We start from the raw sequence: 15,086 nt of genomic DNA on the forward strand, positions 1-15,086 counted from the left end.
TCCAAGGGTCTTGTCATTGTCTTTTTGCTCCTTTTTTGCTACGCTTTCCTGCCATCTCACTACAAAGGATCAAAGATGCAACAAGCATACAAAGATCTTAGTCAAGAGTTAAAAGCCACCAAGCGCACCCATAAGCACTTTTTACTGGTGCTGGAGGACATTAAGGTGGAGGATTTAACCCCCATTAAAGAGGAATTAGAGACCATCAAAAGCAAGTTTTACAAACTCTTAAACACGCTGGGTAATTTTAACATCGCCCTAGAAGATGTCTATGAGAAAAGCGAAGAGAACGACACAGAGCTAGAAAAAGCCCTCGTGAATTTTAAAAGAGTGAAAGTGAGAGCAAACATCCACCTAAACGCCCTAGAGCGTGCTACTGAGGGCACACAGGCAATCGAAAACACCCATAGATTGTCTCAATCCTTAGAGGATTTAGAAAGCCTGCTTAATGCCGTTGAAGAGAAGCACGCCTCTTTATTACTGCAGGTTACATGTGCAGGCACAGACCAAGACACCGAGGCAAGCAATGCGGACGCGTTGCGTCCTTGCCAGCGAGCAGCCCAAACCGCCAAAAACATAAACGCCCCCGAGGTCAAGCCCCTATGGCAATACGGCGCAAACACTTTGCAGGCCTTTAAAGACTATATGAAAGCTAAAGACTTGGGCAACGCGCAGGCGTGGCTGGAGCTAGGTAAAATGGCCATGGAGGGGGTTGTGCTTTACCCGGATCACAATGTGGCGATCCGTTGCTTTTCAAAAGCCGTGGAGTTGTGCTCTGTGGAGGCCTTGGTGGAGCTGGGCAAGATTGCCAAAGCAAATTATCGTGGGATTTGGGTGTTAGAGCACGAAAGTGGGAAGGCCATCAGCGGGAAAGAGTTGAACGATTCGTTTAAACTTTTCGGCATTCATGATCATTACGCCATTTTAGAGCATTGCAAAGTGTTTAAGGACAAAACCCTATCGGTCGAGAACAGCTGCCACAAGGCCAGAGAGCTTTTTGAAAGAGCCACAGAAGTGGGGGAGGGCAAGGGGTTTTTAGAGCTGTGGAAACTGTACCTGCGTGATTATAAGCGCTTGGGTAAAACGCGTAAAGAGGGCAAGCAAAAGGCGATGGAGTGTTGCAAGCAGGCGATCCCCCTTTTAAGAGCGCAGGCTGAAAAAGGCGATGGGGAGGCTTATGCCCTGTGTGGGGAGGCGCTGGCGTTCGTCTGTCAAGAGGAAGCAGAGGGTGAAACGAAAAGCAGAGAGGATCAAGGATACCAAGCGGTCATGCAACTCTTTGAAAAAGCCCGCGATTTGGGCTATGCCGATGCATTTTACTCTATGGCAAATTTTGATTTTGAATGGGTTGATGGGGTGGGCGTTGAAAAGGACAAGGTCGATCGGTGCATCGCTTACTTGCAACAGGGGATGGAGCTGGGCAGTGGGAAGTGTGCGTGTCGGCTAAAAGAGGTGGCCATGCATGCGTCCAATGTCAATTTGCCCCATGCGCACAAGAGGGATTTAAGCAACTACCCAATGCTAGTCGAGCAAGCGATGGTGTTTGTGGATCGCCTAGCCCAGTGCATTAAACTTTTGGAGTTTGTGGCCCTCAAGTGTCGGCACCATAAAGCACTCCCCGTGCTCTTAATGTATTCGCGCAGTGCAAAAAAGATCATTGAGCGTTTGGACTTAGAAAATGTGGAGCGTTATAAAAAGCTTTTAGACGCGCACAATGAGTATAAACGCAGAGCCAGCCATCTTGCCCGCCACCGCCACGAACTGGATTGGGATTTAGCCAAAGCAAGCGGCATTGACATTTTGGGCGAATACAGCTTACGCGCGTTTAAAATACCTGCCAAGAGCAACTATGAAATCACGCCCGATGGGTGCGTGCAAGAAAAACACTCAAAGTAAGGCAACCAAATTCCAAGCCCCACCTCCCAAGCCCAGCTCCCAAGTGGGTTATCTTTGTGGCAATGCCCTTTAAGCCTTATTCTCCCCTGTCTTATCCCCAACTTTGGCTTGAGATTTTGCATTTGGATATTAATACTTTGTTTCCCCCCCTCTGCTACACTCCCTATTTATTTTCAGCACAAAGGACAAGCATGCAACAAGCATACAATCATCTAAGCCAAGAGTTAAAAGCCACNNGGGGGGGTGATTTAACCCCCTTTAAAGAAGAGCTAGAGGATTTAAGCACAAAATTTCATCAGCTTTTAGACGCACTCGCCAGTTTTAGTAAAGCTTTAGAAAATGTCTACAACCAAAGCACAGAGGACGACACAGAATTAGAAAACGCTTTAGCACAATTTAAAAAATGCAAAGTGAAAACAAACGCGGCGTTAAATGCCCTAAACTCTGCCACAGCAAGCCCCCAAGCTTTAGAGCAAGCTAACAACCTCGCCAAATCCCTAGAGGATTTAGAAGTCTTGTTAACTGCCTTGCAAGAGAGCCACACAGATTTATTACAAGGGGCAAACACCAATACAAGCCAAAACACTAACCCCCCACAAGCCACACAAACAGCCAAAAGCACACAAACAGCCCAAAACACAAATGCCCCTGAAGTCAAACCCCTATGGCAATATGGGGCGAACACCTTACAAGCCTTTAAAGATTACATGCAAGCCAAAGATACGGGCAGTGCTGGGGCTTGGCTAGAGCTGGGTAAAATGGCGTATGAGGGGATTGTGTTATACCCCGATGACAATGTCGCCATGCGTTGTTTTGAAAAAGCCATAGAACTAGGCTCCGTGCAAGCTTTGGTGGAGCTGGGTAAGGTGTATATGGAAAATGGAGATGTGCAGGTTGTGGAGTATGGGAGTGGGGAGGCATTTAGTGGGCAGGAGGTGCTCAATACCTTAAACCCTTTAAAAGATGACCTAGAGAGTGAGGATTATTTAAAAATTTTTCAACATTGTCAAGTTTTTAAAGACAAAACGCTCACAAATTGCCAAGAAAAAGCCAAAGAGTTGTTTGAAAAAGCGGTGGGCTTAGGCGAGGGGCGGGGGTATTTTGCGCTAGGGCAAATGTTTCAATACAAGGATAGCGACAGAGCCAAAGAATATTACAGACAAGCCATTAGGCTTTTAAAAGTGCAAGCGGAAAAAGGCGATGCGGAGGCTTACGCACTTTTAGGCGAGATAGCCAAAGAAGTTGCGGGCTTTGACAACCAAGAGAGCATGCCCCTTTTTCAAAAAGCCATTGATTTGGGCTATGCAGACGGGTATAGCTATTTAGCTGACTTTGTCTATGCAAATATGATGGGTAGTCGATATACGGCAGAGGAAAGAGATGAGCAACGCAACGCCTACCTTAAACAGGGGGCAAAGTTAGGCAGTGGCGAGTGTGCTAGGAGCTTACGCCCTTCAACGGACAATCTGCCTTATGAGGGTTTGGATAATTTAGACAGCTTTGAGCTAGCGGTCGAACAATCCATAGAATTTATGGATAGGCTCATGGAGTGTATCCAAATTCAAGAGTTTGTCGCCTTGCATTGTAGGCACTACCAAGTGCTTTTAACCTTGCTAGAAAATTTAAGTTGGGCGAGGGCGATTAATAAGCGTATCGGTTTAGGCAACATTGAGCGTTATCAACCCTTGCTAGAGTTAGCCGAGGGCAAAATCTATGACATTGCCCGTGCTACAAACCGCTCAAATGCAAGATTTGAAAGGAGTAAATGGGCAAATCTCTTTTATGTGGATAATCTTTTCAACTTTGTCCATGCTAAATTTAGAGCGTTTGCCATACCTTACTACGATGACGCTCGGTCAAAAAAGGTAACGGCTGAGGGGAGCGTTGAATTTCATGTCTATGGGTCAGGGAATATTTAAGCTGTAACTGTGGGGCAAACCCCCAACGCCCCCACAAATGGGGCTAATCTTTGTTTGAGCGTCTAAACCCCCCAAAGCCAAAAATGGGGGCAATCCCCCACAATCCTAGCCTTAAAAGGTGGGGGTAGAAATGGGGGATAAAGGGGGGATACGCCCAAAGGTGGGGGCTCTCCCTAAGTGTAGTGTGTAGTGGGCGGCTTTTTAAAGCCTATTTATTGGGCGTGGAGCGTCCATGCCCTTTAACTTGAGTCCCGTCTTTTTTTGTGTAGGGGGACACACGCACGATTTTTTTACCGCCATTTGTCTTTGCCATTGTCCATCACCGCCTTTCTATGAGAGAGATTTTGCTATATCGGCACTTTCTACGGCTAGAAACCTACCCCCCTTCGCAAAACTTCCCATATTCTGCTAACATGTTTGTTTTCAAATGCAAGATTTAAGACAAGGAAAACCATGCAAATCGAATCGGTGAAAGCTTATGAGGTGCTGGATAGTCGGGGCAACCCCACGCTCAAGGCGCAAGTGGCTTTAAGTGGGGGGGTTTTAGGGCACGCCATCGTGCCAAGCGGCGCAAGCACGGGCAAAAAAGAAGCCCTAGAGTTGCGCGATAAAGAGCCGGGGCGTTTCTTAGGCAAGGGGGTAACAAAGGCGTGTGGTTTTGTCAATGGGGCGATTCAAGAAGCCTTGATCGGGCAAGACCCTTACAACCAAGCCAAGATCGACCAACTCTTACAAAGTTTAGACGCCACACCCAATTACAGCCACTTAGGGGCTAATGCCGTGCTGGGCGTGTCTATGGCTCTGGCGCGCGCGGCGGCGCACTCTTTAAACCTGCCCCTTTATGCCTATCTAGGCGGACTCAACGCCAATGTCTTGCCCGCCCCGATGCTTAACATCATCAATGGCGGGGTGCACGCCAACAACCGCCTAGACTTCCAAGAGTATATGATCATGCCCCTAGGCTTTACAAGTTTTAAAGAGGCGCTAAGGGCAAGTGTGGAGGTTTACCACACCCTAAAGACGATGCTAGCCGATGCCAAGCAACCCACAAGCGTGGGCGATGAGGGCGGGTTTGCGCCCGATTTTAAGGACAACGCCCAGCCGCTAGAGTGGATACTAAAAGCCATTGAAAAAGCGGGCTACAAACCCGGGGAACAAATCGCCCTAGCCTTAGACATCGCCAGCAGTGAGCTTTTAAACATCAATGGCAATTATGTGCTGGCGGGCGAGGATAAGGAGCTGGAGACGGGCGCGCTCATTGAGTATTACGCCCACCTTGTAGAGAAATACCCCATTGTATCCATTGAGGACGCGTTGGGGGAGGAGGATTACAGCGGGTGGGCCCAGATCACCCAAAAACTAGGCGACAAAGTGCAGTTGGTGGGCGATGATTTGTTTGTAACCAACGAGTCGTTGCTAAAAGAGGGCATAGAGAAAAATTTAGCCAACGCCATTTTGATTAAACCCAACCAAATCGGTAGCCTCACACAGACCATGCAAACCATGCGCTTGGCGCAAAAATCGGGCTATGCCTGTGTGATGAGCCACAGAAGCGGGGAGAGCGAGGATAGTTTCATCGCCGATTTTAGCGTGGCGATGAATACGGGACAGATCAAAACCGGCGCGCCCACGAGAGGCGAGCGCACCGCCAAATACAACCGCTTATTAGAAATCGAAATGGCAAGCCATGCCCCCTATGCCGGCCCCACTCTCTTTAAATAAAATTTGGCTCATTGGGTTTATGGGCTGTGGCAAAAGCACCGTGGGCGCTCATCTTGCTAAGGCGTTGGGCTATAAATTTTTAGACACGGATTTACAAATTGCCACCCAAGAAGGCTTAAGTGTCGAGCGGATTTTTAAAGAAAAGGGGGAGAAATATTTTAGGCATTTAGAAAAGGACTTGGTGGCGTGTTTAAATCAAGTGCCAAGCCCCTTAGTCATCGCCACAGGGGGAGGCTTGCCCCTTCAAGTGCGCCTAAAAGGCACTTTAATTTATTTGCATTTAGATTTTGAGGGCCTTTACGCACGGCTTTTAAACGACTCTAACCCTCGCCCGCTCTTTAAAGACAAAGAGAGTCTGCACGCCCTTTACCAACAAAGAGCCCCACTTTATGAGGGGATGGCAACTTTTAAATTAGAGGCCAGCAGTGCGCCCCAAGAGCTAGCATTACAGCTTGTAACACTCTTGGCCCAAAAACCCTAGCAACCAAGGCTTGTTAATGTCCGTAGGCTATAATGCTTCTTTTGCAAAGGAGAAGCATGGCAAAAGGAATTTTGGTTTTAGCCCCCAGCGAGTTGGAGCAAGAGGCGTTGGAGTTTTTACAAGCCCTTTGTGAGCATTATGGTAAAAGTGTGTGCGTGTTTGCACCCACAAAGGATTTAAAACATGGGGTGTGTGAGCTGTTGTTCACCAACAAAGAGGCGTTTTTTACGCATATTTTAAATCTTTATGCCCCCTTGCATGCGGCCCACGATTATGTGTTGATGGGGGCATGCCCCTTCAAGGATCGCCTAAACCACTTCACAGAATCGCAAAAACTCTACTCGAATCTTGAAGAAGATTTGGCAAGACACTTAAATTTAGTCGTGGTGCAAGTTTTGAAGAATGGGGGGGCACAGATGGGCTTTGCTACCAAGTATTGGCAACAAGTGGGGATTTTAAGCCCTCTATTTCTCACCAAAGACAAGACAAGCACAGCCACAACCCTAGATTTAAGCACCCCCCCAGAGCAGGCCAAAGAAGCCTTTAATGCCCTTGAGGGTGCAAAGCCCACTTGTTTAAGCCCACTTGCTTTCCAGCAACAAATTTTAGAGCGGGCCAAGAGCAACCTTAAGACCATTGTTTTGCCTGAAAGCGGCGATGCGCGGATTTTAAAGGCAGCGCATGCGATCTTACAATTAAAAGCAGCAAAGTTAATTTTGCTCGGACAAAAAGACAAGGTTGATAGGGACGCTAAAGATTTGGGGCTGGATTTAAAGGACACGCCAATTTTAGACCCCAAGACCTCTCCGCTTCTAGACGAGTTTGCCAACACTTTATATGAACTACGCAAAAGCAAAGGTTTAGGCCTAGAAGAGGCGCAAAAGCTCATAAAAACCCCCACTTACTTTGGCACCATGTTGGTCCATTTAGGCCATGCCGATGGGATGGTTTCAGGGGCGACTCACACCACCGCCGACACCGTGCGCCCGGCTTTACAAATCATAAAACTTGCCCCGGGCAATAATTTAGTCTCCAGTGTGTTTTTCATGTGTCTTGAAACAAAGGTCTATGTCTTTGGCGATTGTGCGATTAACCCTAACCCTAACAGCGCAGAGCTCGCCCAAATCGCCCTAGCTTCTGCCAAAACCGCCAAAGCCTTTGGGTTTGAGCCCAAAGTGGCCATGCTCTCTTACTCCACCGGCACTTCAGGCAAGGGTCCGGATGTGGATCAAGTGGCTAAAGCCGTGCAGATCGCCAAAGAGATGGATGGCACACTGGCCTTAGATGGCCCCTTGCAATTTGACGCCAGCGTGGACATGGCCACGGGGTCTAAGAAAATGCCGGGTAGCCCAGTGGCCGGGCATGCCAATGTCTTTATTTTTCCCGACTTGGATGCGGGCAACATCGCTTATAAGGCGGTGCAACGCTGCGCGCACACGCTAGCCATAGGCCCCGTGTTGCAGGGGCTTAAAAAGCCGGTCAATGACCTGAGCCGGGGCTGTTTAGTGGAGGATGTCATCAACACAATCATCATCACCGCCATCCAGGCGCAGGGGCTGTAAATGCGTGTTTTAGTCTTAAATCTAGGCAGCTCATCGATCAAGTTTCAGCTTTTTAACATGGAAAAGCGCATGGTTTTGGCTAAAGGCCTTGTAGAGCGGATAGGCGAGCCTGAAGGCAAAATCAGCATCAGCACCAGCACCAAAGCCTCGCAGAGTGAAACCCTAAAAATCACCGACCACGCCCATGGGCTGTTAAAAATGCAAGAAAAATTGCAAGTGATGGGGGTTTTAAAAAGTTTAGAACACATCGATGGCGTGGGGCATCGAGTCGTGCAGGGGGGGGATTTATTCATCAAGCCCACTTTAATCACGCCAGAGGTGATCGGGCATTTAGAAGACTTGTGCCCCTTAGCCCCTTTGCATAACCCCGCCCACTTAGCCGGGATCAAGGCCATGCAAGCGCAAGTGCCAAACCTCCCCCAGGTCGCCGTGTTTGACACCGCTTACCACCAAACCATCCCCCCCCACGCCTTTATATACGCTTTGCCCTATGAGCTTTATGAGACTCATAAACTCCGCCGTTATGGATTCCACGGCACTTCCCACGACTTTGTGGCGCAGGAAGCCGCCCGCTTTTTACACATCCCTTATTGTAACTTCAACGCCATATCCTTGCACCTTGGCAATGGGGCGAGTGTGTGCGCCATTAAAGACGGCAAGAGTGTAGAAACCTCGATGGGGCTTACCCCCCTAGAGGGGCTGGTGATGGGCACGCGCTCGGGCGATTTAGACCCGGCATTGCTTGGCTATATCGGGCAACTCACCAACAAGGACACGGCAGAGGTGGTGCATATGCTCAATCACGAAAGCGGACTTAAGGGGCTTTGTGGGGACAACGACATGCGCGCCATCGAAAAACGCATCAACGCCGGCGATGAGCGGGCCAAGCTGGCCTTTGACATTTATGCACACCGGATTAAAAAATATGTCGGGGCTTACGCCTTTGTGCTCGGGGCTTTAGATGCGATCATTTTCACGGGCGGCGTGGGGGAGAACAGCGCCAAATTGCGTCAAGCTGTGTGTCGTGGGCTGGAAAACTTTGGGGTTTTCTTAGATGAAGAAGTGAACGCCAACCCACGCCCGGGCATTGCGCTTTTAAGCCAAGCACGCAAACTCCCCATTTTAAGAGTGCCCACCAACGAAGAGCTGGCGATCGCTAAGGCGACCGTGCGAGTGGTTAAGGGGCTTTAAACTACCACTCCCAACCCCCGCCTATGCGCATGGCAAGGTAATTGGGGATTTTAAGATGAGAAAGGCTGCCTAGCAGTCCTTGTGCTCCTGCGCCCCCTAAAGCCACCATTTGCAGACTCGATTGCACAGAAATGTCGATCACCTTGAATAGGCGTATCCCGCCCGTTAAAATCACGCCTTGGTGCAAGCCCTCTTTAGCCACATTGCCCATGGCCCCCAGTTTTAAGCCAAACCACTTCCAATTAAACATCACCCCCCCCGCCGATCATTTGGCTGCGTTTATCTAACATCACCATCTTATTGGAAGTCAAGTCAAAATCCATCGCCAAATTGAGCCATTTCCAGCGATAGCCCAGCCCTAGCCGCACCTGCGGGTCGATTCGCATGCTGGGTAGATAAGCGTAGCGGATTTTGGGGGCGTTTAAGTATTTGCCCACAAGCCCCACCGTAAAGCCCTTAATGCGGTAAGCCCCGCCCAAATCCAGCCCAAAGTGGCTTTGGCGCACCATGTCTTGCATGCTAAAAGAGAAGTTGTCCACCAATTGTTCAGCTCTGTGTAAAAAAGCACTCCCACCCCCATTCACCCCAAAACCATAACTCAAGGTGTATAGATACCTAAAGGTTACGCCTACAGAGATTCGCCCCGCCTTTTTTAAGTCAAAGCCCTTAGCGTAGCCGATCGGCACACTGCCTATGCCAAGAGCCTGCACCCTTAAAGCGTTGTTGGCGTTGGGAGAAAGCAAGGAAGAATTTAAATATGCGCTTTGGGTGCTTTGTTGGAAAGTGATGCTGTTGGGGTTGATTTGTGCGCCTGCGTAAATATTGTGCCCACCTACAGAAACGGGTAAAATGATTTGGTTGTAGCGTGGGTCAGCCACCCCACTTGCCCCCGCAAAAAGACTGCCAAAAATCCCCACCCCAAACGACCCAATCCCGCCCTTAACCTTTTTAACTTTGGGGCTAAATTGCACCACGATGCCATTTTGAGAATTGAGATGCAAGCCGTTTAACCCCAAAAAGTCTTTTAAGGCATTGCCCACATTCACAAGTGTCCTCGCTTCTGGACTTTGGTTGGCATCCACGCTGATGCTCCCCCCGTTTAAAAACTTTTGTATGTCCGATACAGGAAGTTGGCTTGCCATTTGGCTGACATCATCTAGGCTAAAGCCCTGCAAAGCACTGGAGGCTAAAGGCAAGATATTTTTATCGCGCACCCCCATGCCAAAGCTGTAGCCCAATTTAGTGCGATCGTCCATGTCTAGCAAGGCGGGGTTGTAATACAGCCCCCAGGCGGAGTTTTCAAGGGCCACGCCCGCCCCCCCCATGCCAAAGCTGGTGTTCCCCATTTCGCCAAACTCTAGCCCCTCCACGCCACTACATGCTAGGGCGCACCAAACTAAGGTTTTCTTCACCGCCATCTCTCCCTTCATAAAAAATAAAGGGATATTCTAACATGTTTTCTTTTTGTTTACAAAGCTATTTTAGAATGTTCAATTCTCACTTTGCGGATTTCTAAGAAGTTGCCACAACTCTAGCATACAATCTGGCAAGTAGCTTTTATTCCATTTCTTGGGGTCAAACAAATTCAAGTGCTTTTCTTGCACTTTGGCCTTAAAACTCTCCAAGTCTGTTATTTCTAGGCTCTCCAAAGGACTAAAGCTCAAATTTTCAAAGCCTTCGTAAAGTTGGTTAAAATCCGCATTTTCTAGCCCCAGAAACGCCCCGATGTCTAATAAAGCCTCTTTCTCTGCGTCCCCCAAAGCTCCATCGCTGTAAGCCAGCACAAAAAGCAATTCGACCCACTTCACCCGTTTTTTATACTCTCCGTGTGCTAAACTGGTAAGCTCATTGCACAGCGACTCTAGGGGTTCATTGGCCCCTTTGTAAATGTCTGTGAGCAGGTCTAAATCTTTATTGTGCGATTGGCTCAAGTCTTTTAAAAACGCTGCGCTTAGGGCTTGGCTTAAGGGGGTTTCTTTGATGTGCTTGCTAAACACGCCCATTAAGGCAGCAAAAAGCCCCGCCTCGCTGCTTTTAAGCGCGTCTAGGGGTGTGGGCAAGACATAGGTTTCAGCTGGGCTAAACTCTTGCGTTTTGATCTCAACCGGGCTTTTGAGCGGATTTTTTAGATATTCTTGCAAGGTGTAGTACAAATACACCAACACCACCACCACTCCCAAAATTAACACCACCTCTAACATTAAATCAAACTCGTGTTGCTGTCGCGTTTTTTATAGTCCCGCTCCGTGGCGGCTTGATTTAAGCGCCGCTTTTCTTCTTTCTCTTTTTTCTGTAAATCCATTTTACGCTCGTAGCTCCTTTTGAGTTGTTGGATGTAGTCCTCCCTTTTTTCGGGGGGCTGAAAGGATATAGGTTTGATGAGTAGCAAGAACGCCACAAAAAAGAAAATCATGAGGGCTAAATCTCCGGAAGTTTCGCCATTGACAATGTACCAAGCAAGGCCCAACGCGATCGCAAATAGGATTTTTAGCCCCGCTTTCAAGCACACCCTTTATAAGAAGTTAAAGGCATTTTTATGTGTGTCTAGGCCCAAAGCCTTTAAATCCCTCTCGCCCAAAGCCAACAACACCACTTGGGATGCAAATAATGTACTCGTGCTGTCGTGATCCCTTTGGTAAAGATTGGACGCTTGTTTGGCTAAAGTGTCGAATAGATAAAATTGGCTAAGTGCGCCGGTGATTAAAAAATCCACGCCCAAATCGATGCCCTCATAGCGGATACGCGCAGACTCTTTTAAGGCCATAGAGCGATCGACATCTAATAAATGGGCGTAGGATTCTCTAGCAAAAAGCGGGCTTTGCACCTGTAAATCTAACCACTTAAACAAGCCCAAGTCCTCCCCATTCGCCGAAAACAACACGGCACTAAAATTTGTCAAGGGGGTTTTAGGCTCTAGCTTTAAAAGCTTTTGCTCCAACAAGTCGTTTAAATAGAGGGCCTTAGCTTGCGGGGTGTATCTTAAGCCATAGGGCTCTAGGTTTTTATTAACGCGCTCTTGAAGGCTGGGCTCGTTGTCTAAAACCTGCTTGGCGTAGTTGGCGTTGCTGTAAGCATCCTCATCGGCGCACAGCAACACTCCCCCGATCTTGTGCGCTAGACTCAAGTTATAGGCATTGGCTGTAAGAAACTTTTCTAAATCGCCCAAACGCCCCCAATACCCTCCATCAAAGCAACAAGGCAACTCTAAAAAGTCTAATTGGAGTTTTTGCAATAAAAGGCGGGTGCTTTGTAAAAGCGAAGCGGGATTAAAGCTTTGCGCATAGGCCGTGTAGAGCAGATAGGGGGCTGTTTTTTGCGTGTCTGGCTTGCTGAAATTGTAGGTGATGTTGCCTAAACCAGTCCATGGGTTGCTAGCAAGCGGGCACTTTGAGCCATTGATGAGCATTTGTTGCAGGCTGTAAATCTCCATGTCCAGTGCATCGTTTTTAGGGAATATGCGCTCTTTCAAGCTCACAAAATACATCACGCCATGCGCCTTGTCAGCGATGCTTTGTAAAATCTCGGGGCTTCTGTGCGGGTAGCGCTCCATCAGCCACTTCGCGTATAAAAAAAAGCCGTCCCCAAAGTAGCCCTCGTGCTGTTTGGGCGTTAAGGTGTTGATGTTGGTGTAGCGGGCAAGTTCAGCTTTTTCCTCTTCAGTCAAAAAGGGCGCGCTTTTAAAGAAGTTTGCGTAAGGCTCGAGCAGTGCCTCTTCATTTAAAAGCAAATCTTGGCGGGCATAAGGGATAGCTAAAGGCTCGAGCACCCACTCTTTGCCAAAGCGTGCGATGAGCGCGCTCAACTCTAAATCCTCAAACACGGCGATTTGGTTGATCTTTAGCCCCAAGTGCAGGGAGTCGTAGGCTAAATTAGGGATGCTCTCTAGCACTTCCTTTAAACGCCCATTGGGGTTGTAGCCCACACAATAAAGCACATAGGCGGGGTTGTAATCGAATTTGGGGTCAAATTTAAAAACACGGATTTTTAAGGTGAGTAGGCTCATTTAAGGTTCTTTCTGTAAAGTGGCGATGACTTCTTGATTTCTAGGGTCGGACAAAATCGCGTCCTTCGAGCTTTGTAGGGCCTCGGCGGCGCTGTCGGCAAAAATGCTGTGCGGATCGCAGCGGTTAAACAGCACGACATTAGAGTCGTTTTTGTCTTTGACGATGATTTGCACAATTCCCTCAAGGGCGATTTTTACCGTGGTTTCAAAATTATCGCCCAGCCCCGCCTCAAAGCTGATGTGAGAGAGCTCTGGATAAATTTTTAGGCTTTCAAAGGTGTAGCCCGCCAGCACAAAGAGTACAAAACTGCCAAAGTCGGCGCGTTGCTCCTCAGGCAGAGGGGGGTCAAAATACACCTGTGCTAGAGAGCAAAAGATGCTAAAATGCGTGCGGGTTTCGTGCAAAAAATGCAGGCAATCCAAACAATGTTGGTCGCTCATCGCCTTGTATCTTTGCAAAGTGTCCATCAAAGCAAGTCCTCAAATTCGTTTAGCATTTTCTCCACTTCGTGCATGCCGATTTTCCAAAACTCTTTATCGGCGATGTTTAGGCCAAACATGCCCACCAATTCCTCGGGGCTTTGGCTGCCGCCCTTGCTTAAAAAGGTCGTGTAAGTTTCTACAAAGTCTTGTTTCTCGCTTGCACTTCCTTTAGAGCGGTACAGTCCAAAGAGTGCCAACACCAATAATTGCCCGTAGCTGTAGGAGTAGCAGTAAAAGGGCGAGTGGATGAAGTGGGGGATGTAGCTCCACCAGCGGGCGTAATTCTTACTAAGCTTTAAACTTTTGCCAAACATTTTGGCGTTTTCCTCTTGCCAAATCTTGTCAAAGTCCTTGGTTTTTAGCTCTTCAAAATGCTCCCCACATTGGTGGATGCGCCTTTCAAAATTTGTCATCACCACTTGCCTAAACATGGTCGAAAAAATGTCCTCTAATTTGCCCGCATAAATGCCTCTAAGCTCTTTCTTGTCTAGGTCTTTTTTGAGGTTTTCAAATAAAAGCATTTCGCCAAAGACAGAGGCGGTTTCGCTCGTGGTTAAGGGGGTGTTGGTGTTTAAATAGCCCACTTGGCGACTCAAAGTTTGGTGGATCATATGCCCAAACTCATGCGCGATGGTGAAAGCTGAACGGCGGTTGCCCGTAAAGTTTAAGAGCACAAAGGGGTGCGCGCTAGGCACGGTGCTATCGCTAAATGCCCCGCCCCTTTTGTCCGCCCTAGGGTGTGAATCGACCCAACCCTCTTCAATGCCCTTTTTGACAATCTCGTAAAACTTGGGCGAAAACTCTTGGTAAGCTTTGCAAACCAAATCCAAAGCCTCCTTGTAGCTTAAAGGGGCTTCTTTAGACTCAATGGGGGCATAGCGGTCGTGATCTTTAAGTTTATGCCCTAGGATTTTTGCCTTGCTTTTGTAGTAGCGATGCACTAGGGGATAATGCTCTTCTACAATCTCGATCATGCTATCTACGCTGGCTTGTGGGATTTGGTTTGATAAATGCCTAAAGGTTTCGGGCTTTTCGTAATTCCTTAATTTGGTGTCAATGTGTAAGTCCTTACGCACCATGTTTAACACATAGGTCAGCACCAGCTCCTGTTTTTTTAAAGACTTTGTCAAGGTTTTTTGGGCCTGTTTGCGTAGCTTGCGATCGGGGTTGTGCAGCTCGGATAAAATCTCCTCTTCGCTCAACATTTTGTTTTGGAAGGGCATTTTTAAAGAGGTGATGACTTGATCGAACAAGTTAGAAAACGCCTCCACGCCCACGCCACAAGTAGCCAAGAGCACCTTTTCTTCAGGCAGGCTCAACATATGAGGCTTTTGGCGCAAAAGCAGGCGCAAATAATAGGCGTATTTGGGCGTGGCGGCAATCAACGCCTCTTGTTTTTCGCTCTCTAGGGCGCAAAATTCGTTTTCTACAAAGAGTAAATGCTTGCCCATGTCGGCGCATAGAAGTTGGTATTTGGCGTAAAGGTCGCTCCTTTTGGCATCCACTGAGAAAATCAAAAAGACATAACTCATGGCCCGAGAAATGCCCTCGCTTAAAGTTTCATACTCTGCCAAAACACCGCCAAAGTCTTCAGGCTCTACACTAGCAAAAGTCCCGGCGTGTTTTTTCTCAAAATCCGCCACTTTTCCATCCCACGCGCTTAAATGTCGATCTAGGGATTCTTGGTCTTTAAAAAGTGCGCTTAAATCCCATCTGTGTTCTAAATCTTTGGTCTCTGCTTGTTTGTTTCCCATAAAAACTCCTTTAAAAATAAACCCTATTCTAGCATGTTTTATTCTGTGCTATAATGCCTATTTATTTTAAAGTCA

The 15,086-nt window shown here is 48.0% G+C and carries 12 protein-coding genes; 5 read left to right on the plus strand and 7 right to left on the minus strand.

Annotated elements, in window-relative coordinates; genetic code table 11:
* Positions 1–75: 75 nt before the first annotated feature.
* The 5 genes from HAL07_RS02050 (at position 76) to HAL07_RS02075 (ending at position 8,771) form a co-directional block, all read left to right on the plus strand.
* Entirely contained in the window at positions 76–1,896 is a 1,821-nt protein-coding gene (locus HAL07_RS02050) for a tetratricopeptide repeat protein (RefSeq protein ID WP_053941903.1), read from the plus strand.
* A gap of 2,372 nt (positions 1,897–4,268) precedes the next feature.
* On the plus strand, positions 4,269–5,537 hold the full coding sequence (eno, locus tag HAL07_RS02060) for a phosphopyruvate hydratase (RefSeq protein WP_053944908.1): 1,269 nt from the start codon (positions 4,269–4,271) through the stop codon (positions 5,535–5,537).
* Positions 5,503–6,018 (plus strand): shikimate kinase, encoded by a 516-nt coding sequence (locus HAL07_RS02065; RefSeq protein ID WP_231624718.1) that lies wholly within the window; start codon positions 5,503–5,505, stop codon positions 6,016–6,018. Before eno ends, HAL07_RS02065 begins: the two co-directional genes overlap by 35 nt.
* Before the next feature lie 56 nt (positions 6,019–6,074).
* Positions 6,075–7,580: a phosphate acetyltransferase gene (pta, locus tag HAL07_RS02070; protein WP_053944909.1), complete on the plus strand. Its 1,506-nt coding sequence runs from the start codon at positions 6,075–6,077 to the stop codon at positions 7,578–7,580.
* The gene (locus HAL07_RS02075) at positions 7,581–8,771 is read left to right on the plus strand and encodes an acetate kinase (RefSeq protein ID WP_053944910.1); all 1,191 of its coding nucleotides are present in this window, start codon (positions 7,581–7,583) and stop codon (positions 8,769–8,771) included.
* Position 8,772: 1 nt separating this feature from the next.
* Here the strand turns inward: HAL07_RS02075 and HAL07_RS08135 are convergent, their stop codons facing one another.
* The 7 genes from HAL07_RS08135 to HAL07_RS02105 form a co-directional block, all read right to left on the minus strand.
* Positions 8,773–9,021, minus strand: a complete 249-nt coding sequence (locus HAL07_RS08135) for a hypothetical protein (RefSeq protein WP_156295917.1) — start codon at positions 9,019–9,021, stop codon at positions 8,773–8,775.
* Positions 9,014–10,183, minus strand: coding sequence for a conjugal transfer protein TraF (gene traF, locus HAL07_RS02080; protein ID WP_238374460.1), 1,170 nt, complete (start codon positions 10,181–10,183; stop codon positions 9,014–9,016). Before traF ends, HAL07_RS08135 begins: the two co-directional genes overlap by 8 nt.
* A 78-nt stretch (positions 10,184–10,261) precedes the next feature.
* A complete protein-coding gene (locus HAL07_RS02085) occupies positions 10,262–10,972 on the minus strand; it encodes a TerB family tellurite resistance protein (protein WP_053944911.1) in 711 nt (236 codons plus the stop codon).
* On the minus strand, positions 10,972–11,274 hold the full coding sequence (locus HAL07_RS02090; protein WP_053941909.1) for a hypothetical protein: 303 nt from the start codon (positions 11,272–11,274) through the stop codon (positions 10,972–10,974). Before HAL07_RS02090 ends, HAL07_RS02085 begins: the two co-directional genes overlap by 1 nt.
* 9 nt (positions 11,275–11,283) lie before the next feature.
* Positions 11,284–12,774, minus strand: a complete 1,491-nt coding sequence (locus tag HAL07_RS02095; RefSeq protein WP_053944912.1) for a DUF5644 domain-containing protein — start codon at positions 12,772–12,774, stop codon at positions 11,284–11,286.
* On the minus strand, positions 12,775–13,242 hold the full coding sequence (locus HAL07_RS02100; RefSeq protein ID WP_053941911.1) for a hypothetical protein: 468 nt from the start codon (positions 13,240–13,242) through the stop codon (positions 12,775–12,777).
* Positions 13,242–15,011 (minus strand): M3 family oligoendopeptidase, encoded by a 1,770-nt coding sequence (locus tag HAL07_RS02105; RefSeq protein ID WP_053944913.1) that lies wholly within the window; start codon positions 15,009–15,011, stop codon positions 13,242–13,244. The genes HAL07_RS02100 and HAL07_RS02105 overlap by 1 nt, the downstream gene beginning before the upstream one ends.
* Between the last annotated feature and the right edge of the window lie 75 nt (positions 15,012–15,086).

It is taken from the genome of Helicobacter ailurogastricus (genome assembly GCF_001282945.1).
GTDB lineage: Bacteria > Campylobacterota > Campylobacteria > Campylobacterales > Helicobacteraceae > Helicobacter > Helicobacter ailurogastricus.